At 35.0% G+C, this 21389-nt stretch carries 21 protein-coding genes; 6 read left to right on the forward strand and 15 right to left on the reverse strand.

Annotation, left to right across the window (positions count from 1 at the left end; genetic code table 11):
* Positions 1–50 precede the first annotated feature (50 nt).
* The 3 genes from hemN (at position 51) to H5V42_RS04075 (ending at position 2821) form a co-directional block, all read left to right on the forward strand.
* Positions 51–1409 carry an oxygen-independent coproporphyrinogen III oxidase gene (hemN, locus tag H5V42_RS04065; protein WP_185781854.1) on the forward strand — a complete coding sequence of 453 codons (1359 nt, stop codon included), beginning with the start codon at positions 51–53 and terminating at the stop codon, positions 1407–1409.
* Between the two features lie 33 nt (positions 1410–1442).
* Entirely contained in the window at positions 1443–2264 is an 822-nt protein-coding gene (locus tag H5V42_RS04070) for a universal stress protein (RefSeq protein WP_185781855.1), read from the forward strand.
* Positions 2265–2401: 137 nt separating this feature from the next.
* Entirely contained in the window at positions 2402–2821 is a 420-nt protein-coding gene (locus tag H5V42_RS04075; RefSeq protein WP_185781856.1) for a CBS domain-containing protein, read from the forward strand.
* Positions 2822–2917: 96 nt separating this feature from the next.
* Here the strand turns inward: H5V42_RS04075 and H5V42_RS04080 are convergent, their stop codons facing one another.
* The 4 genes from H5V42_RS04080 to H5V42_RS04095 form a co-directional block, all read right to left on the reverse strand.
* A complete protein-coding gene (locus H5V42_RS04080) occupies positions 2918–4432 on the reverse strand; it encodes a pyruvate kinase (RefSeq protein ID WP_185781857.1) in 1515 nt (504 codons plus the stop codon).
* Between the two features lie 10 nt (positions 4433–4442).
* Positions 4443–5717, reverse strand: a complete 1275-nt coding sequence (locus H5V42_RS04085; protein WP_185781858.1) for an acetyl-CoA hydrolase/transferase family protein — start codon at positions 5715–5717, stop codon at positions 4443–4445.
* An 82-nt stretch (positions 5718–5799) separates the two neighbouring features.
* Positions 5800–6069 carry a heavy-metal-associated domain-containing protein gene (locus H5V42_RS04090; protein WP_185781859.1) on the reverse strand — a complete coding sequence of 90 codons (270 nt, stop codon included), beginning with the start codon at positions 6067–6069 and terminating at the stop codon, positions 5800–5802.
* Entirely contained in the window at positions 6070–7485 is a 1416-nt protein-coding gene (locus H5V42_RS04095; protein ID WP_185781860.1) for an MBL fold metallo-hydrolase, read from the reverse strand. It abuts the gene before it with no gap.
* 242 nt (positions 7486–7727) lie between these two features.
* Here H5V42_RS04095 and H5V42_RS04100 point away from each other — a divergent pair, with 242 nt between their 5' ends.
* Entirely contained in the window at positions 7728–8183 is a 456-nt protein-coding gene (locus H5V42_RS04100; protein WP_185781861.1) for a pyridoxamine 5'-phosphate oxidase family protein, read from the forward strand.
* Positions 8184–8220: 37 nt separating this feature from the next.
* Here H5V42_RS04100 and H5V42_RS04105 read toward each other — a convergent pair whose 3' ends face one another.
* The 8 genes from H5V42_RS04105 to H5V42_RS04140 form a co-directional block, all read right to left on the reverse strand.
* Complete coding sequence (locus tag H5V42_RS04105) at positions 8221–8928, reverse strand: sulfite exporter TauE/SafE family protein (protein ID WP_185781862.1); 708 nt, start codon at positions 8926–8928, stop codon at positions 8221–8223.
* 19 nt (positions 8929–8947) lie between these two features.
* Entirely contained in the window at positions 8948–9394 is a 447-nt protein-coding gene (locus H5V42_RS04110) for a FixH family protein (RefSeq protein ID WP_185781863.1), read from the reverse strand.
* Between the two features lie 48 nt (positions 9395–9442).
* The gene (gene ccoG / locus H5V42_RS04115; RefSeq protein WP_390809391.1) at positions 9443–10855 is read right to left on the reverse strand and encodes a cytochrome c oxidase accessory protein CcoG; all 1413 of its coding nucleotides are present in this window, start codon (positions 10853–10855) and stop codon (positions 9443–9445) included.
* A 37-nt stretch (positions 10856–10892) separates the two neighbouring features.
* A complete protein-coding gene (locus H5V42_RS04120) occupies positions 10893–11840 on the reverse strand; it encodes a cbb3-type cytochrome c oxidase N-terminal domain-containing protein (RefSeq protein ID WP_185781865.1) in 948 nt (315 codons plus the stop codon).
* Between the two features lie 11 nt (positions 11841–11851).
* Complete coding sequence (locus H5V42_RS04125; protein WP_185781866.1) at positions 11852–12028, reverse strand: CcoQ/FixQ family Cbb3-type cytochrome c oxidase assembly chaperone; 177 nt, start codon at positions 12026–12028, stop codon at positions 11852–11854.
* 2 nt (positions 12029–12030) lie between these two features.
* A complete protein-coding gene (gene ccoN, locus H5V42_RS04130) occupies positions 12031–14235 on the reverse strand; it encodes a cytochrome-c oxidase, cbb3-type subunit I (RefSeq protein ID WP_185781867.1) in 2205 nt (734 codons plus the stop codon).
* Positions 14236–14237: 2 nt separating this feature from the next.
* A complete protein-coding gene (gene ccoS, locus H5V42_RS04135) occupies positions 14238–14429 on the reverse strand; it encodes a cbb3-type cytochrome oxidase assembly protein CcoS (protein WP_185781868.1) in 192 nt (63 codons plus the stop codon).
* 135 nt (positions 14430–14564) lie between these two features.
* Complete coding sequence (locus H5V42_RS04140) at positions 14565–16961, reverse strand: heavy metal translocating P-type ATPase (RefSeq protein ID WP_185781869.1); 2397 nt, start codon at positions 16959–16961, stop codon at positions 14565–14567.
* 121 nt (positions 16962–17082) lie between these two features.
* Between H5V42_RS04140 and H5V42_RS04145 the strand changes: the two genes are divergently transcribed.
* Together H5V42_RS04145 and H5V42_RS04150 are read left to right on the forward strand one after the other, a co-directional pair.
* Complete coding sequence (locus H5V42_RS04145; RefSeq protein WP_229665598.1) at positions 17083–17772, forward strand: Crp/Fnr family transcriptional regulator; 690 nt, start codon at positions 17083–17085, stop codon at positions 17770–17772.
* 90 nt (positions 17773–17862) lie between these two features.
* Positions 17863–18759 (forward strand): universal stress protein, encoded by an 897-nt coding sequence (locus H5V42_RS04150; RefSeq protein WP_185781870.1) that lies wholly within the window; start codon positions 17863–17865, stop codon positions 18757–18759.
* Here the strand turns inward: H5V42_RS04150 and H5V42_RS04155 are convergent.
* From H5V42_RS04155 to H5V42_RS04165, 3 genes are all read right to left on the reverse strand, one after another.
* Positions 18756–18983: a hypothetical protein gene (locus H5V42_RS04155; RefSeq protein WP_185781871.1), complete on the reverse strand. Its 228-nt coding sequence runs from the start codon at positions 18981–18983 to the stop codon at positions 18756–18758. The two genes, H5V42_RS04150 and H5V42_RS04155, sit on opposite strands and share 4 nt — an antisense overlap.
* A gap of 99 nt (positions 18984–19082) precedes the next feature.
* Positions 19083–21077 (reverse strand): protein-disulfide reductase DsbD family protein, encoded by a 1995-nt coding sequence (locus H5V42_RS04160; RefSeq protein WP_185781872.1) that lies wholly within the window; start codon positions 21075–21077, stop codon positions 19083–19085.
* Positions 21078–21193: 116 nt separating this feature from the next.
* Positions 21194–21376: a CPXCG motif-containing cysteine-rich protein gene (locus H5V42_RS04165; protein WP_185781873.1), complete on the reverse strand. Its 183-nt coding sequence runs from the start codon at positions 21374–21376 to the stop codon at positions 21194–21196.
* Between the last annotated feature and the right edge of the window lie 13 nt (positions 21377–21389).

Consider the following 21389-nt stretch of genomic DNA (forward strand, 5'->3'; position numbering starts at 1 on the left):
CATATTTTTTGATTTCTAGGTCTTATACTTTTGGAATAAATACTAAGCAAATGTGTGGCTTAACAACAAAATATAATGTACCTGGTCCTAGGTATACCAGTTACCCTACAGTTCCGTACTGGAACAATGAAGATTTTTCATCTAAAAATTGGAAACTTCGTGTAAAAGAAAGTTTTACTAATTCTAGTGATGAAGGCATAAGCATTTATATACACCTGCCTTTTTGCGAAAACATGTGTACTTTTTGTGGTTGTCATAAAAGAATTACAAAAAGACACGAACTCGAAGACCCTTATATAAAAGCGGTTTTAAAAGAATGGAGTCTTTATAGAGACCTTTTAGGAAAACGTCCGCTAGTAAAAGAATTGCACTTGGGTGGAGGAACACCAACCTTTTTCTCTCCTGAAAACCTTTCGAAACTTCTGAACGGAATATTTAAAACCGTTACCGTAGCTAAAAATGCTTCGTTAAGTTTTGAAGGTCATCCAAACAACACTACAAAAGAACATTTACAAGCGCTTTTTAACGTAGGTCTTAAACGGGTGTGTTATGGTGTTCAAGATTATAACAAAACGGTTCAAACTGCCATAAATAGAATTCAAACCTATGAAGAGGTTGAGCAAGTCACCAATTGGGCAAGAGAAATCGGATATACCTCTGTGGGGCACGATTTAATTTACGGATTGCCTTTTCAAACTCTTGAAGATGTTATCAACTCAATTGAAAAGACAAATATTTTACGGCCAGACCGCATTGCTTTTTATAGCTATGCCCATGTCCCATGGAAAAAAGGGAACGGTCAACGCGGGTATAAAGATGAAAATTTACCCACCGCAACCCAAAAAAGAGAACAATACGAAATTGGTAAAAAAATGCTCCTTAACATGGGGTATAAAGAAATTGGCATGGACCATTTTGCTCTTGAAACAGACGAACTGTATCAGGCACTAGAAAACCAAACGCTGCACCGAAACTTTATGGGATATACTCCTAACAAAACAGATGTTATGATTGGTTTAGGTGTTTCTAGCATAAGTGATTGTTGGTCTGCTTTTGCTCAAAATGTAAAAAATGTAGAAGAATACCAGCACTTGGTAGCTAATAACATTATTCCGGTTTATCGCGGACATTTACTTACCCAAGAGGATGAATTGGTGCGCAAACAAATTTTAAATTTAATGTGTAACTACGAAACCTCTTGGACCATTGAAGACGAAGCTGTTATTGATTTTAAATCTATAAAAGATAGCTTGGCAGAACTTGAAGCTGATGGATTATTAACCATTGGCCAAAGACAAATCTTAGTCTCTAAAAAGGGACGTCCTTTTATTAGAAATATAAGTATGGCTTTTGATTTGCGTTTACAGCGCAACAAACCAGAGACACGCTTATTTTCTATGACCGTATAACTAATGACCTTATGGTCGTAAAAAACTACTCCTATGAAAAGTATATTAGTACCTGTTGATTTCTCTAAACAGTCAGAAATAGCACTTAAAAAAGCAGCGCATTTAGCAAAAAAAAATAATGCCGAATTATATGTGCTTCACATGCTAGAAATTGCACCTTCTTTAGGTCAAGGTGGCGACTATATTCCACAAGCACAAATTGTTCATCTGATTAAAATAATTGAAGAAAAATTAGAAAAATTTCTTCAAAAACCTTTCTTAGATGGCATTAAGGTTACTCCAATAATTAAACATTACAAGGTGTTTTCTGAAGTTAATGAATTGGCTCAAAAACACAATGTAGATTTAGTAGTAATGGGTTCTCATGGAACAGACGGATTAGAAGAGTTTTTTATTGGTTCAAATACAGAACGTGTAATCAGAAGTTCAGAAGTTCCGGTATTAGTAGTAAAAGGAGAAATTGCCGACTTTTCTGCTGACCGCTTTGTGTTTGCATGTGACTTTAAAGAAGAAAATGTTAACGTGGTAAAAAAAGCTGTGGCATTTGCTGAAGCATTAGGTTCAGAAGTTAAGCTCGTTTATATTAATACTCCAGGTGATGCGTTTATGAGTAATGAAGAAATCTACGATAGAATTTCTAGATTTTTGAACATTGCTAGACTTGGCTTAGAGGTTGATATTTATAATGATTATACCGTTGAAAAAGGTGTGCTGAATTATGCTGAAACTAATGCAGCAGATATTATTGGATTACCCACACATGGCAGAAGAGGATTATCACATTTTTTTATGGGTAGTATAGGTGAAGATATTGCTAATCATAGCAAAATACCGGTGATTACCTTTAAAATCTAATCATAATTTTTTTGGTTTCTTGAGTTTTTAAAAGAGGGTTTAACAACATGTTAAACCCTCTCTTTTTAGTATGATATTTATCATAAATTTTGACATTTTAGGTGACTATCTTTAAGTAACAAATTAAAAAAGAGGCCATGAGAAAACGAGTTCCGATTACAGAGATAATGACCAAAAATTTGGTAACCCTTACAACAAAAGATGATTTGGTAACTGCTGAAGAGTTGTTTAAAAAACATCGTATAAGACATATTCCGGTTGTATCTGGAAACAAGATTAAGGGTATTCTTAGTTACACTGATTTAATGCGAATTAGTTTTGCTGATGCAATTGATGAAGATGAGCAAGATGTAGACACTATGGTTTACAATATGTTTACCATTGAACAAGTAATGGTCAAAGATGTAGCCACTGTACCTATTCAAGCTACCATCAAAGAAGTAGCTCAGTTTTTATCGGTTAAAGAATTTCACGCATTACCGGTAGTAGATGGAGACGAATTGGTTGGTATTGTGACCACAACAGATTTAGTTAAGTATTTATTAGAACAATATTGAAAAGTCCCGGTTCTTTTGGTAGAATCGTGTTTAATTGCTTAGTTTTTTGATGATTGAGAGGGGGGTTGGTTACCTCCCTCTTTCATTTTTATTGATTTAGGCTAAGCCTCTTTCTACAAAGTCTTTTGCAATACTTAATGCACGCAACGAGTCTTTCTTTTTAGAAACATGCGCATCCATTTTATTGAGAATATTTCGTAAAACCCGTATAGCTTCAACAATATGTGGTCCTTTATTTAACATTACACATTCTGCTCTTGCCCCTTGTGCAGCATCACTAATTTCTGCTCGTGTTGGTATTCCTTTCTTGGCCAAAGTCTCTAAAACTTGAGTTGCCCAAATCACTGGTATATGTGCAGCTTCACAAAGCCATAACAACTCTTTTTGAACTTCTGAAATGCGTTCAAATCCTATCTCTACGGCCAAATCGCCACGCGCTATCATAACACCAATAGCTTTTCTTTGCATACCTGCTAGCAAAATATCTGGGAAATTATCAAACGCTTCTTGATTTTCAATTTTAAAAACAACCCCTATATCATCAGCATATAACGCTTTTAACTTACTGTATAGCAAAGCTACGTCTTGGCTATTTTTTACGAAGGAATAGCCAATTATTTGAGCATGTTTACAAGCATAAGGCAATACCGCTAAATCATAAGGCGTTAGTGCGGGTAAATTAAGTTTTGTAGTAGGTAAGTTTATACCTTTTTGGTTACCCAGTTTAGGTTTAAAACACTGTTGAATTTCTAAGGTAACAGCATCTTTATTTTTTTTGATAACCTTTGCATGTATCATACCATCATCAAATAAAATAGTCTCTCCGATTTGTACATCATCAATTACTTGTGACAGGGTAACACCTATAATTGCAGCACTCTTTTGTTGACCAGAATTACTGAAAACTGATTTTTTAGTTGGCACCTTATTTTTTGACAATACTAAACGCTCTCCTACTTGTACAGGAATACTTTTCTTTGTGCTTATTGCTTCACCTTTTTTATTATAAAAAACAGACCTGATTTTAGGGCCGGCTAAATCCATATAGATAGTAATTGATTGACCGGTAATTTTTTCAGCTTTTTTAATATTTTTTACTATAGCCTTCCAAGTAGATTTATCGTCTTTACCAAGATTAATTCTAGCCACTTCCATACCTTTTAAAGCCATTTGTACTATCATTTGATAATCTTTGGCAGCTTCTTTAGGCATGGTCACCATAATTCTTGTTTTATATACCTCTGAAGAACCGCCAAATAGCTTGTTAGTATTTTTAATTAGTAAAGCTCTACTAGCCTGAAAACCAACTCCAGTACTTGTCTCTTTAAAACCTACCTCATTTGCTAGTTGGTATAAAATGCGAGAAACAGTTTTTAAATTTGAGAGTACATAACCTTCGCCAGTTCTTAAAGAGGATAATCCTAATTCTGACAACTCATCTTGTAAATACCTCAAATCTTTACTACGTAAGAGTAAATAATGCACTAAATTCTTGGCACTCAAAATTAAATCTTGATGCACCTTAGCTACTGTCTTCTCAGATGATTTTTGGCTTTCTTCAATTGCTAAGCTTAATGCTTCAATTTCTTTTGACAAGGTTGCAATTGTCATATAAATTAGTTTACAAGATTACATGAAAACGTTCAAAAGCATCTTTTAGTAATTGTTCTCTTTGGTCTGGATGCGCAATTGAAATTAATGCCTTAGCACGCTGTTTTAGATTTTTTCCAAATAGATTTACCACACCATATTCGGTGGCTACATAATGCACATGTGCTCTTGTAGTAGTTACCCCAGCGCCTTGTTTTAAAAACGGAACTATTTTAGAAACTCCTTTTTTAGTGGTTGACGAAATAGCGATTATGGGCTTACCACCTTTAGAAAGTGATGCTCCCCTAATAAAATCCATTTGACCACCTACTCCAGAAAATTGATATCCACCAATGGTATCGGCACAAATTTGACCGGTCAAGTCAATTTCTATAGCGCTATTAATTGCAGTTACTTTTGGGTTTCTTCGAATTCTAGCGGTATCATTAGTGTATGCAGAGTCTCTAAAATCACATATAGGATTGTCATCTATAAAATCATATAACTTCTGTGACCCAACAGCAAAACAACTTACAATTTTACCACGTTTTACCGCTTTCTCTTTACCGTTTATTACACCACTTTCTAGCAAGGGTAAAACACCATCAGAAAACATTTCGGTATGTATACCTAAGTTTTTATGATTACCCAAATTTGATAGTACAGCATTTGGTATATTACCTATACCCATTTGAAGGGTTGCCCCGTCTTCAATTAAAGATGCTACGTGATGTCCTATTTTACTTTCAATTTCTGAAATACTGTTTGATGCATGCTGGTGTATTGGCCTATTTACTTCTGCAGCACACACAATTTGGTCTACATGTATAATACCTGTACCATGTGTTCTTGGCACTTGCGGATTTATTTGTGCTACTATTTTTTTTGCTGTTCTCACAGCTGGGAGCGCCACATCTACAGAAACCCCTAAAGAACAGTACCCGTGTTTATCTGGTGGTGAAACCTGAATAAAAGCAACATCAATAGGCAATATGTTTTCATAAAACAACCTAGGAATTTCACTCAAAAATATGGGAATATAATCACCATAAGAGTTGTTTACACAACTACGTACATTACCGCCAACAAAACAAGAATTTAGTTTAAAAGCTTGGTTATAAGGCTCTTGAATGTATTTGGCATCACCTTCTGTATGTATAGATATAAGCTCAACATTTTCAAGGTTTTTGTAATTATTTGTAAGGGCATCTATTAACTCATTGGGTGTCATGGCTGCCCCTTGAAAAAAGACTCGGTTGCCAGATTTTACTTCTTTTACTGCGTCTTCTAAACTAACTATTTTCATGTTTTTGTTGTTTTTTAAATACGTGAAGGATTACCCTAAAGTATAGGATAATCCTTCACAATTACTATGTATCAGAACAAATTTATTTTGAAAATTTACCCATACCACAGCTTACAAAAGACTTGGCAATATGAGTAAAATCATTGGTATCACTAATCTGTGGATACCCCATTTTATTTAATTCTATGGTCACTTTTTCTAGCAAAGCATCATTTTCAGTAGTAAATTCAACCGTACTATTTTCTATATCAATAGAAAGATTGGTGACACCTGTAATTTGCTCTAAATTTTTAGAAATGGTTTTTGCGCAACCACCGCATTTTAAATTTTGAATTTGAATTTGATTTTTCATTTACAACATTGTTGTGGGTTCCACATAATCTGTTAACGTCACATTTTTGGTTTTAATTTCTGCAAAACCACCTGCGACATCAACAAAATTTTTCCATCCTCTTTGTTTTAATATCGATGCTGCAATCATACTACGATAACCACCAGCACAATGTAAAACAAAAGGTTTTTCTTTAGGAATCTCAGCCAAATATTCGTTGATACGATTTAGAGGAACATTTACTGCACCAACTAGGTGTTCAGCATCAAACTCACTTTTCTTACGCACATCTATCACCAAATTTTCTTCGGTGTTATACGCAGCTTCAAAGGTATCAGCATTAATACGCTCAATAGTTTCAAAATCTTTACCATTGGCTTTCCATTTTGTAAAACCACCTTCTAAATACCCCAACGTATTATCATATCCTACTCGAGCCAAGCGCGTAACCGCCTCCTCTTCGGTCCCTGGTTCAGTGACCAATAATATGGGTTGTTTAACATCTAAAATCATTTCTCCAACCCATTGCGCAAAACTACCTTTTAGTCCAATATTAATACTATTTGGAATATAACCTTTAGCAAATTCTTCTGCCTCACGTGTATCTAATACTAAAGCATCTGTTTCATTGGCGGCAGTTTCAAAAGCTTCAATAGACAAGCCTGTAACTCCCCGCTCTAAAATAGTATCTATGCTTTCATACCCTTTAATATTTAGTAAAACATTTTGAGGAAAATAGCTGGGTGGGGTTGTTAAGCCTTCTAGAAGTTCATTTATAAACTCCTCTTTACTCATATCTGCCCTTAATGCGTAATTTGTTTCTTTTTGATGCCCTAAGGTATCTGTGGTTTCGTCACTCATTTTTTTACCACATGCTGAACCCGCACCGTGATTAGGATACACAATTAGGTGGTCTGGTAATGTCATTATTTTATTTCGAAGTGAATCATACAAATGACCGGCCAATTTTTCTTCTGTTAACTCTGAAATAACATGTTGTGCTAAATCTGGTCTACCTACATCGCCAATAAAAAGGGTGTCCCCTGTTATTATACCATGTTCTTCCCCATTTTCATCAATAAGTAAATAGGTAGTACTTTCCATGGTATGACCTGGAGTGTGAATTACTTTAATCTTATAATCGCCAACTGTAAATATTTGGCCATCTTCTGCAACAAGGGCATCATACCCAGGTTTTGCTGTGGGGCCAAATACTATTGTTGCGCCAGTTTTTTCTTTTAAATTTAGATGCCCACTTACAAAGTCTGCATGAAAATGGGTTTCAAAGACATATTTAATTTTAGCACCATCATTTGTTGCACGATTTATGTAGGGTTGCACCTCTCTCAGCGGGTCAAAAATTGCTGCTTCTCCTTTACTTTCTACATAATAAGCCGCATGGGCTAAACAACCTGTATAAATTTGTTGAACTTTCATTTTGTAACGATTTTAAATTTAGCATGAAACTAAATTATATTTTACTGATTATCACTAACTTTAGTTACAAAATTAGCTCGATTTTAAAGGGTAAAATATGACAAAAATCAGTTTTTATACTTTAAAATACACCATCCTAAAATCTTTTAATTTACCTATGGGTAAATCGGTTAATATTAGCTGTATTAATTATGTATTTAAAGGTTATTGTCGTATCTTATAAATAGCTTAAAAATCTCCTCATGATTGAAAATTTAGACATTAAGGATTGTTTAGCCATTTTAGGGGCTAACCATATAGGCAGACTGGGATATGTTTTTGGACAAAGTCCGTTTATTTTACCCATTACCTATTATCATGACCCTGAAGAAAAATGCATTATAAGTTATTCTTCTGAAGGTCATAAAATTGATGCTATGAGAAGATATGACATTGTAGCTTTGCAAGTAGATGAAATAAAAGGTATTCATAACTGGAAATCTGTAATGATTCAAGGCCATTATGACGAGTTAACATCGAGTGATGCCAAGATATACCTAAGACGTTTTGCTGATGGGGTAAACAAAGTTATTTCTAAAAACAATCAGCAAACCCCTCAATTTATAAAAGACTTTTCTAACAAATTAGACCAGAAAGGTTTACCTATTGTTTACCGAATTGTGATTACTGAAATTATTGGTAAATGCAGAACAGCTTAGGTCAAACAAAGTGTTAAATAATGATTATCAGTTCACACTAATGACATTCAATGGCACTAGAAGCCATATCTACAGTACTTGGTGCAGCAGGTGATAAATAAGGTATACCTAGCCCCATTCCTCTAATAATAAAAAGCACTCCAACGAGCACCACAAAAACAGGCACTAATTTTCTGAATTTTGCTTTAGTTTTGGGTGTAAATAAGGTGCTAAAATATACTGCCGTTGTCATTAACGGTATTGTTCCTAAACCAAATACCGCCATATAAAGACTACCAGAAACAGCATTACCCATGGCTATAGCTCCTAACAAGGCCATATAGACTAATCCGCAGGGTAAAAAACCGTTTAAAACACCTATGGTTAAAAATGTATCTGGAGTTCTTTTTTTAAGCTCATTACCCAATTTAGACTTGACCTTTCCAATAATGGTATAAACTGGTTTGGTGATACTAAATTTTGATACATAACGTGAGGGTATTAGCACTAAAAGAATCATAAACACACCAATCACAATAGAGAGTTTTTGCTGAAAGCCAAATAATTGAAGTCCTTTACCTACCAAGCCAAAAGCCAAACCCATTAAGGCATAAGAAAATATTCTGCCAAGGTGATATAGGGAGAGTTGAAAGATTTTTTTGGTATTGTTACTCTTATCTAAAGGTAACATAAAAGCAATTGGTCCACACATGCCCAAACAGTGTAAGCTTCCTAAAAGACCCAAGACCAAAGCTGATGCTACCATGTTTACGTTTTAAAAGCAATTAGTAAACTAATTTTTCTTTATGTAAATAGGTTTTACCTTTATATTTCCAGTTAATGGTAATGTCCCACCGACCGTCTAGCAAGCGGTTGTCAGGTATGAGCAAATGTGTGTTGGATAGACTTATGGGCAAGTCAAAATCCAATTGCTTGTTCGACGGTCTGTATAGGGACACGTTACCAGTTATTTGGTTATATTCATAATTTTCTGGGAAAGTGATTAATAAGCCACCTTCCACTATTTGTGTTGTTAATACGGCGCCAGATTCGTAGGCAGATTTTTGAGAATCTATTTCGTTTTGGTAGGCCAGTTCTTTTTTATAATAGTCTTTAGTAACCAATTCATGGTCTGCTCTAGCATCAGCATTCATTTGAATAACGAAATACATGATAAAAGCAATAAAGCTTATAAACGCTAAAACGATTGATGTTCCCCAATTTATCTTCATCTCTTTTTATATTTAAATCCTACCCCTATTGGCTTTGTATCGAGTGTTTTAATTATAGCTTCTTGGAGCTAAAAATTGTGTAATAGCCGTTTCAATCATATCATCACCGCTATATACTCCAATTTTTAATTCATCTTTATCACCTGTTAAGGCTGAAGCATTTATTTCTATAAATAATGTACCCTCGGCTAAGTCTTGTGCTGGAACCAAAAACCTATCTTGAGAAACCATCTTTATTTCTCCGTTATGCGATAGTAACTTAAAACTTACTTGCTCTACGTCTTCTACCGTTTTGTTTACCAACTTATAGGTGTATACATTGCTAATAATATTGTTTTCTTTTCTTTCGTATAACTGGCCTGGCAATCTTAAAATATTAGCCTCTAAATCGTTACGCAAAAACAACATTCCTATTAGTATACCTGTGAGCACAGTTAACACAGCAGCATAACCTTTCATTCTAGGGGTAAATCTGAACTTTTGTTTGGTATTAATTTCATGCTCGCTTGCATATCTAATTAAGCCTTTTGGCTTATCTATGCGCTCCATGATGGTGTCACACTCATCAATACAAGCGGTACAGTTTACGCACTCTAGTTGTGTACCGTTTCTGATATCGATACCTGTAGGGCACACATTTACACACTGAAAACAGTCTATGCAATCACCATGGCCTAAGGCTTCTCTATCTTCGTTTTTACGGAATTTTTTTCTACCGTTTTCTCCTTCACCCCTTTTATGGTCATAAGCAACTACAATAGATTTTTCATCTAGTAAAACACCTTGCAGTCTACCGTATGGGCAAGCTATAATGCAAACTTGTTCACGAAACCAAGCGAATATAAAATAGAATACTCCTGTAAATATTAATAACGGAATTAGGGTTCCTAAATGACTAAAAGGACCTTGGGTTATGTATAGTATTAACTTATCACTACCTATGATATAGGCTAAGAAAACGTTTGCTACTAAAAATGAAATAATAAAGAAAATTATCCATTTTAAGACTCGTTTTCTAATTTTCTCACCGGTCCACGGTGCTTTTTTTAAACGTATTTGTGCTCCACGGTCACCATCTATCCAATATTCTATTCGTCTAAAAACCATTTCCATAAAAATGGTTTGAGGACACATCCACCCACAAAATATTCTACCAAAACCTACGGTAAAAAGTGCTACAAAGACTACCCCGATAATCATTGAAATAACAACCAAATGAAAATCTTGAGGCCAAAATGGAAAACCAAAAATATTAAACCTTCGTTCTAAAACATTGAACATCAAAAACTGATTTCCATTGATTTTAACGAACGGTGCAGCAAATAAAAACAGTAATAGAAAGTAACTTACGTATTTTCTATATTCGTAAAACTTACCACTAGGTTTTTTAGGAAACATCCATGCTCTTTTACCATCTTTGGTAATAGTTGCAATTGAATCCCTAAAATTTTCTTCTTCCATTTTCTGCATTTTTTTGTCTAAAGCAACACTCTTAACCTTAATTCATAACCACAGCTTGCGTGCTATCTGCAACTTGTTCTGGCATGGTTTCTTCTGTTGGTTTAGGAGCATTTTCATCTATCCAAATTTCACCTTCTGCGTCTTTTGGATTAGCAGCTGTTGTACCTTGAAACTGCAACACATAGCTAGCTACTTGAGCAATTTCTGATGGTTTTAAACTTGCTTTCCAAGCTACCATACCTTTACCGTCTCTACCACCTTCAGAAATTGTAGTAAACACGTTTTTAATGCCACCACCTAAAATCCAATACTCATCTGTAAGGTTAGGGCCAATACCGCCACCACCATCTGCCATGTGACAGGCAACACAATTGGTTTCAAAAATGGTTTTACCGGCAGAAAGGTCACTTGCATCTGTCAATACCGTTACGGTAGATGCATCTACTAAATCTTTTGCTGTTTTTTTGTATTCTTCAATAGCAATTTTAGCTGCAGCCACCTCTTGTTCATACTCTAATTTTTGGTCATAATCTCCTGCAATGTGGAACCTTACCAAGTAAATAACTGCAAAGACAATTGTAGCATAGAACATATATACCCACCATGGTGGCAACACATTATCTAGTTCTCTAATACCATCGTAATTATGGTCAAGTACAATTTCTCCTTCTTTTTCTATAGCACGACTTTTAGTAAGCTTGGCATACATTTGTTTACCCCAGGTCCATTCCCACTTTTTGTTTTGCTCTGCTAAGTATTTAGCTTGAGCTTCTTTTGAAAGCGTTTGAAACATTATGTTTTCAATGGACTTTAGAATGGCTTCAATAGCTACTAATATTAGCAACACCATTAACAAAAAGAACTGTGTAACCGGATACGCAATAATTGCAGGCTGGTCTCCAGAGTCTATAAAATACTCCATCGCCCCCCAAATGATGAAAAATAATAGTGGCACTCTAATCCACCAAGGTATTCTAGAAATCATAATCTTATTTGTTATTGGTTGTTATTTTCTAAAGGCATTTCACCCATTTCTTTTATATGCTCTTTTCTTGCCGTGAATACCCACCAAAATAATAAGGTGAAAAACACGAAGAAAATTAGTAATGATATCATGGGGTAGGTAGCTACCCCATCTATTGTTTGCATGTGTTCTTTTACGAATTTTAACATCTCTAGTTTGCGTTTTGTGACAATAATTCGTCTGTTTCTTTTATTTTAATATCGGTTCCTAAACGCTGTAAATAAGCTATTAGGCTGACGATTTCACGGTCGCGCATTTCAACAAATGGTAAGCCGTTTTCTTGAGCATATTTCTTATCTGCTTCATAGGTTTTTACAAACTCTGGGTCAGCGTATAAGTTTTTCTCTATTTGTTCTGCTTGCATTGCCATGGATTCTTGGGCACTTGAGATATCTTCATCTGTATAAGGAACCCCTAGTTTAACCATGGTTTTCATTTTGGCTTCAACATCACTTCTATCATGTTCATTTTTAACTAACCATTGGTATGCAGGCATAATAGAACCCGCGGAGGTACTTTGAGGGTCATACATGTGATTTAAATGCCAGTTATCAGAATACTTTCCGCCAACTCGCAATAAATCTGGACCTGTACGTTTACTACCCCAAAGGAAAGGGTGGTCATAAACAAACTCGCCCGCTTTAGCATATTCTCCGTAACGTTCTACTTCACTTCTAAATGGTCTAATCATTTGAGAGTGACAACCTACACAACCTTCTCTGATGTATAAGTCTCTACCTTCTAATTCTAGTGGTGTGTAAGGTTTAACACTGGTAATCGTTGGAATATTAGATTTAACCATTATGGTTGGCACAATTTGAACTACACCACCTATAAGGATAGCTATGGTTGCAAATATGGTTAAACGCACTGGTCTTCTTTCTAACCATGTATGGTAGGTTTCTCCTGCGGTTCTTCTACCCGTTACCTTAGCTAAAGCTGGGGCTTCTGCCAATTCATCTTCAACTTTACTACCTTTTCTAATGGTTGCCACAACGTTGTATAACATTACAAATGCACCAATGATATATAAACTACCGCCGATTGCACGCATCCAATACATAGGAATGATTTGTGATACCGTCTCTAAGAAGTTACCATATACCAATGTACCATCTGGGTTAAACTCTTTCCACATTAAGGCCTGGGTAAAACCAGCTACATACATTGGAAGTGTGTATAAAACAATACCTAGGGTACCTATCCAGAAATGGAAATTTGCCAATCCTTTTGAGTGTAATGTTGTCTTAAACATTCGTGGCACTAACCAGTAAATCATACCAAAGGTTAAGAAGCCATTCCAAGCTAACGCACCAACGTGTACGTGAGCAATAATCCAATCACTAAAGTGTGCAATTGCATTTACGTTTTTCAAAGACAACATTGGTCCTTCAAATGTGGCCATACCATAACCTGTAATAGCCACTACCATGAATTTTAAAACAGCATCTGAACGAACTTTGTCCCAAACACCTCTTAAGGTTAAGAGACCATTAATCATACCTCCCCAAGATGGTGCAATTAGCATTACAGAGAATACTACCCCTAAGTTTTGGGCCCAATCTGGTAAAGCTGAATACAATAAGTGGTGAGGACCAGCCCAGATATAGATAAAAATTAATGACCAAAAGTGCACTATAGACAATCTATAGGAGTATACCGGTCTGTTAGCAGCTTTAGGAACAAAATAATACATAAGCCCTAAAAATGGCGTAGTTAAAAAGAATGCTACGGCGTTATGGCCATACCACCATTGTACTAATGCATCTTGAACTCCAGCATAAACCGAGTAACTTTTTAAACCTGTAACTGGTAATTCTAAACTGTTAAATATGTGAAGTACAGCGACAGTAACAAATGTTGCTAAGTAGAACCAAATAGCCACGTAGAGGTGACGTTGTCTTCTTTTAAGAATGGTTCCAATCATATTCCACCCAAATACCACCCAAACTACTGCTATAGCTAAATCTATTGGCCATTCTAACTCTGCATATTCTTTAGATGTAGTGTAACCTAAGGGTAAGGTTATTGCAGCAGCTACGATTATTAACTGCCAACCCCAAAAGTTAATATTACTTAATGCATCACTAAACATTCTGGCCTTTAGCAGACGCTGTAAAGAATAATAAACCCCTGCAAAAATTGCGTTACCTACAAAGGCAAAGATTACCGCATTGGTGTGCAATGGTCGTAAACGTCCAAAACTTAACCAAGAGATACCATCTGTAAGGTTAGGGAATAAAAACATAAAGGCCAACAGCAGCCCCACAGCCATACCAACAATACCCCAAAGAATGGTGGCATAGAGGAATTTTTGTACGATTTTATTATCGTAATGAAATTGTTGTACTTCCATAATTATTCAGTTTCACTTTTATTTTGGTTATTACTAGTTGTTGTTTGCTCAATTAATTCATCTTCGAATAACATTCGAACAGATGGAGTGTAGGAGTCATCATACTGGCCCTTTTTTACTGAAAAAACGAATGCAGTAAAAAAGACCACAGCGACACATACACTAATGGTTAATAAAACATAGATTACACTCATACCTATTTTGAATCTGGTGGTAAAACTACTGGCTCACTATTCAGATTAAAATGACATTTATCAGGTTTACTCATTTTGTTTACTATTTTTTTATTCTGGTAATTATCAAGCTTATAAAATGCCATTACACCATCTTTATATTTTTGATTTTTCGTTTTTTTGACTATTAATCTTTTGTCCGTAATAGTTCACCGCAATTGTTGTAAACACTACAATACTTATAGAACTAAGCGGCATTAGAATGGCTGCGATTACAGGTTTTAATTGCCCGGTAACCGCAAAGAATAACCCAATTAGGTTGTAGCATAGCGAAAAAATAAAACTCGCTTTAATAATTTGAATTGACTTTTTTGAAAGCGCTAAAAAATCTGCTAACAACGTTATCTTTTTTGCATCTAAGATGGCATCACAGGCGGGGGAGAATACGTTAATATCTTCTGATACAGATACACCTACGTTACTCTGGGCTAAAGCTCCAGCATCATTTAAACCATCGCCAATCATTAATACATTAGAGTGCGATTGCATGTTTTGTATAAACTTGAGTTTATCTTCTGGTTTCTGATTAAAAAACATTGGCATTTCAAACGGAAATAACGCTTTTAAACGCTTTTTTTCGCCGTCATTATCTCCTGAAAGAATAACAAGCTCATAACCTTTACGAAGCTTTCTCAATAACCCAGAAATACCCTCTCGGTATTTACTTTTAAACACAAATTTGCCCTTGTAATTGGCATCTGCCACTATATGAACGGCTGTTTCTGATTTGTTTTTGTCAGCATTGCCAACATAACTAGCAGAACCTATTTTGACTGTATGTCCGCTTTTTTCACCAATTATGCCTTTACCAGTTTGCTCTTTAAAATCATCTAATGTTGAGATTTTTTGGTCTTCTAAAATGGAATACAACTCTCTACTTAACGGATGGTTAGAAGCACGCAATGTATTTTTTAATAGCGATGCTTCATCATCTGTAAGTTCCATACCTTCATAAATAATGGTATTACCAGAATTTGATGTGAGTGTTCCAGTTTTATCAAATACTAGGGTATCTATTTTGGCCAATCTTTCAAGTGTATTGGTATCTTTTAAATAGAACCCGAGACGACCAAAAATCCGAATCATGTTGCCCAGAGTAAAAGGCGCTGCCAAAGCAATAGCACAAGGACAGGCAATTATTAAAACTGCGGTAAAAACATTTAATGCTTTACTAGGGTCGTACCACAACCAAAAGGCTGAGGATAAAATAGCGATAGTTAATACGGCAATGGTGAATCTTTTACCAATAGCATCGGTAAGGGTTTGAAACTCACTCGACTTATTTTTTGTAAAGGCAGCATTCTCCCATAATTGCGTTAAATAGCTTTGGGATACAGACTTCAATGCCTCCACTTCTAAAACGCCTCCTAATTGTTTTCCTCCAGCAAATAACTTGTCTCCAGATTTTTTTTGAATTGATTCTGATTCTCCTGTTACAAAGCTATAATCAATTTGAGCCTTACCGTCTATTAAAATAGCATCAACAGGTAATATTTCTTGATTTCGAATTAGAATTCTATCACCAGCTTTGATGTCATAAATTTCAATTGTTTCTTCAGTTTTACTTTTTGTTATTCTAGTAACCGCAATAGGAAAATACGATTTATAATCGCGTTCAAAAGAGAGATATGCGTACGTTTTTTGTTGAAAAAAACGACCTACTAATAAAAAGAATACTAACCCAGTTAGACTATCAAAAAATCCGGAACCGTAGTCAAAAACAATATCTGCTGTACTTCTTAAAAATAAAGTCAATACACCTAATGCAATAGGCACATCTATGTTTAACAATTTAGAACGCAATCCTTTTATTGCAGAAATAAAGTAGTCCTGCGCTGCATAAAAAACTACTGGCAAGGAAAAAGCAAACATCAGCCACCTAAAAAAAGGTTTGTATTGGTCTAGCCAATATTCTTGCACTTCAAAATATTCAGGAAAAGAAAGGAGCATAACATTACCAAAAGAGAAACCCGCCACCCCTAATTTATAGAGTAAGCTACGGTCAACTTTTTTCTTTGCTGCTGAATAATCTTCTAAAGAAATAGTTGGTTCATAACCAATTCTAGCTAAAAGAATAGCTAAATCTTTTAAGGTTAGCGCTTCACTATTGTAGGTAAACCGCGCCTGTTTTTTTGGAAAATCTACTTGAGATTGTTTTACTGCACTATTAAGTTTATGTAAATTTTCTAAGACCCAAATACATGAACTGCAATGCATGTTTGGTATATGAAATTGCACCACCTGAAAACCTTCCTCATCAAATTCTAATAGCTTTTTGGCGATTTCTTGGTTGGCTAAAAAATCAAATTTATTGGCAATCTCTATTGGTGTTTTACCCGCTGCAGCCTCTAAATCATAGTAACAGTCTAAGCCATTAGTACTAAAGATTTCGTAAACTGTTTTGCAGCCATTACAACAAAATTGTTTTTCATCAAAAACTATTGCTGAATTATCACAAGAGTCACCACAGTGAAAACATGTAGAAGTTTTCATAATACATTTGCTAAATACCTGCTACAAATGTCTACTATGGAATTTACTCAAAATATGATAATTGTCAGGTTTTACTTAACTTACTAACAGTAAATTTGTAAGGTCAGGTAAAGCAAAAGTTATGGAAGAATCTAGATGTGAAAATTGTATAGTTCGACAGTTTAACGCGCTACGAGCAATGAACAAAGAAGAGTTAAAAGCTGTTTCTGATTCTAAAGTAACCAAAACCGTTAAAAAAGGAGAACCTCTTTTTGAAGAAGGTGAAAAACTTGGTGGCGTGTTTTGTGTAAGAAACGGAGTTTCAAAACTTTCTAAATTAAGCGAAAACGGCAAAGACCAGATAATTAAGTTAGCTACAAAAGGTGAGGTTATTGGTCAGCGTTCTGTAATAGCAGAAGAATCTACCAATTTATCAGCTGTAGCAGTTAGTGATATGGAGGTCTGCTACATTCCAAAAGAAAGTATTACGAATACCTTACACAAGAACCCAAACTTTACGCTGGAGGTTTTAAGACATATGGCCCATGACCTAAAAGAAGCCGATGATGTTATTGTAAATATTAGTCAGAAAACTGTAAAACAACGTATAGCAGAAGCTTTTTTATATCTACAAAACTTTGGCCTAGATGATGAGGGTTATTTTAAAGTAATGTTATCTAGAGAAGATATTTCTAATGTAGTTGGTACTGCTACTGAATCAGCTATTAGAATTATTTCTGAATTCAAGAAAAAAGACCTTATTAAAGCTTCTGGCAAAAAACTAGGAATCAAGGACGAAAAAAAACTTAGAGACTTAGCTGAAGGATTTTAACTTTCAGAAAATTCAAAACTGATAATTGTCATAGAATACTGCTCTAACCTAAGGTAATTTTACGCTATCCAAAAAAAAATCCTTAGGTAGATGAAAAAAATATTAATCCCAACAGATTTCTCTGAAAACGCTTGGAATGCCATTAGGTATGCCATGAGGCTGTTTGCTAATGAAGAATGTAAGTTTTATCTACTAAACACCTACACTCCAAGTATACCTAGTAGCCGCTTTATGGCGCCCATTGTTAATGGCAGTAGAATAGAAGATGCCATGCGCTGTAGTTCTGAGAATGGTCTCAAGAACACCGTTCAACTCATAAAAGATGATTTTAAAAACGATAAACATGAGTTTGAAACCATTTCTTCTTTTAATTTATTAGTAGATGAAGTAAAAGATGTAGTAGACACTTTTGGTATTGATTTAATAATAACAGGTACAAAAGGGGCTTCTGGATTAGATGAAGTGTTTATGGGAAGCAATACTGTGCGCATTATTAAAAGCACCAAAAGATGTCCTGTATTAGCTATTCCACAAAATTTTGATTATAACCAACCCTCAGAAATTGCTTTTGCAACCGATTTTAATAGGTTTTATTCACAATCAGAATTAAAACCTTTAATTGAGCTAGCCAAAAGCTTTAATGCCACTATTAGAATTGTACACGTACAATATCAGATAAAAGCACTAAACGAGATGCAGCAGTTTAATTTAGATATGCTACGCAAGTATTTTGGAGAGGTTGAACATTATATTCATACCGTTTCTGAGCTAAACTCAATCTCACAAACACTAGAAATTTTCTCCAAGGAACTCGATATTCATTTGTTAGCTATGTTAAATTATCAGCATAGCTATATGGAGCAGATGACTCGTGAACCCATAGTTAAACGCACTGCCTTTCACACGCAAATACCGTTATTGGTAATTCCTGAATTAGGTATGACACTATCTAGCACTAAACAAATAAAAGAAGAGGAGGTTTATTAAGAACCTTCTCTTCCTATTGGGTTGTCTTCATAGAAATCTTCAAAAACCTTATCTGTAGTATAATTGTCTGTTAGCACCTTATAGACCATAACTACTATCATAGCTTGCCCAAATACTGTTAAGTAAAATACCCAGTTAAATGGAAAGTTCATAGTAACCATAATAGTAACGGTCACTAATAATAGTGTGGTAAACGCTACCATACTCATTGCAGAAATTTTCATAGTCTCTTTTTTATTTTCAAGATACTGAAAATGAGACATTCAAAACAATTAATAAAACTAGCTTAACACGGTTATAACTATTTATTACTGCTATTAACGTTATTTTTTGAAGTTTGCAATACCTGTAGACAACCAGTCAAAATACTTATCTGCATTTGGTGTATAGGCAATTGGTGTAATCAGATTTTCTTCATCATGATTCATCAACACATAGAAAGGTTGTGAATTTGCTTTATATTTTACAGTCTGAAGTTCACTCCATTTTTGACCAATATTTCTAAGTTTTTTACCTGGTCTTAATTTAGATTCCGCTATTTCACCTTCGGGCAAAGGTCTTTTATCATCCACATAAAGTGAAATTAACACCACCTCATTTTTTAAAGCGTTTAAAACTCTGGGTTCTGGCCAAACATTTTGCTCCATCTTTCTACAGTTTACACAAGCCCAGCCAGTAAAATCAATCATAACAGGTTTGTTTACCTTTTTGGCATAGGCTAAACCGTTGTCATAATCATTAAACGCCAAAATATCGTGTGGGGCTAATAAATGTGCACCTGTAGGTATATCCACAGGAGCATCACTATTTGTACTCCCCGTTTTGGAATACCCTACTCCATAAGGAGATTCGCTATATTCTAACGGTGGTGGAAAAGCACTAATTAATTTTAAAGGCGCACCCCATAGACCTGGTATTAAATAAATGGTAAAACTCAAGGTTAACAGCGCCAACAGTAGTCTACTAACAGATATGCTATTGTTATCACCATCATGAGGTAATCTTAGCTTACCCAATAAATAAAGGGATAAGGCCCCAAAAATAGCTATCCAAATTGCAATGAAAACTTCACGTTCTAGCAAATGTAATTGTAGAACTAAATCTGCTTGCGACAAAAATTTAAATGCAAAAGCCAATTCTAAAAAACCTAAAACTACTTTAACCGTATTTAGCCATCCGCCAGATTTAGGTAAAGAATTTAACCATCCAGGGAAGGCAGCAAACAATGCAAAAGGTAAAGCAATGGCTAAAGAAAAACCTAACATACCCACAATTGGAGCAATGCCTCCTTTTGAAGCTGCTTCTACAAGTAAAGTCCCCACAATAGGGCCAGTGCAGGAAAAGGAAACAATAGCCAATGCTAATGCCATAAAAAAGATACCAACAAAACCTCCTCTTTTATAAGATTGCTCGTCAATTTTATTTGCCCATGAACTCGGAAGATTTATCTCAAAAGCTCCTAAAAAAGATATTGCAAAGACCACCAGCAGTAAAAAGAAAATAAGGTTAAACCAAACATTTGTTGCTAAGGCATTTAAAGAATCTGCTCCAAATATTGCCGTTACTGCTGTACCCAACAATACATATATTACTATAATTGAAATACCGTAGATAATAGCGTTTCTAATACCCGCAGCTTTATTTTTACTTTGTTTGGTAAAAAAGCTAATGGTTAATGGTATCATGGGGAACACACATGGTGTTAGCAAAGCCACAAAACCGGATAAGAAGGCTATGATAAAAATGCTCCACAAACCCTTATTTTCTGTATCCGAGTCTTCATATACTATCTCAGCCGAAGCCTCTTTTGGGTTGGTCTCTAGAGGTTTGCTTTCTTGAAGTGTTATCGGAATACTACTTTCTGAAATGTTGTTAAAATCAAATTTTAAATCAACCTCTGTTGGGGGTAAACACTTTTCATCATCACAAACCATAAATTCTACTGATGCCAATGTCTCTGCAATTGGTTCATTCAGAATTACTTTTTGCTTAAATACAGCTTCATTTTCAAAAAACTTTATGGTCATTTGAAAAACCTTATCATCTACCGTATGCCCTATACCTTCAAGGGTTTTACCTTCTAACTTTAAAGCATCATTTGCCTCATCATAATAAAAAGTTGTTGGTATTGGCCCATCTTCTGGTACTTCTTGAGCATATAAATGCCAACCACTTTCAATTGTAGCAATTGAAACTAAATAATACTCTGAATCTGAAATTTTTTCTACCGAGGTTGACCACTTAACGGGCTCGTATAATTGAGAAAAGCTAAGATTTACTAAGAGAAAACAAAGAAGAATTGTAAATTTCTTTACCATAAGTTAAAAGCTTTGTCACTACATTTTTACAAAATTACGGCATTACGCAAACATGAGAATTGAGCTACTGTATTAATTAACGCGTTTGGTAAACTTTAAACGAAATTCTCAATTGATTATTGACCTAATTCTGAGGCTTCAAATTGAGTAAGTTCGTTAGCCAAGAAATAGGCCGTAACTTCTATAGGATTACAACATACTTCGCAATCTTCTACATAGCTTTGTTGACGAATTGAAGTATCTAATAACATTGATATTTCTTCCCAACAATACGGACATTGAAAAAAGTGTTCAAACATTGTTATTAGCCTT

Origin of the sequence: Croceivirga lutea (assembly GCF_014235875.1) — a bacterium.
Lineage (GTDB): Bacteria > Bacteroidota > Bacteroidia > Flavobacteriales > Flavobacteriaceae > Croceivirga > Croceivirga lutea.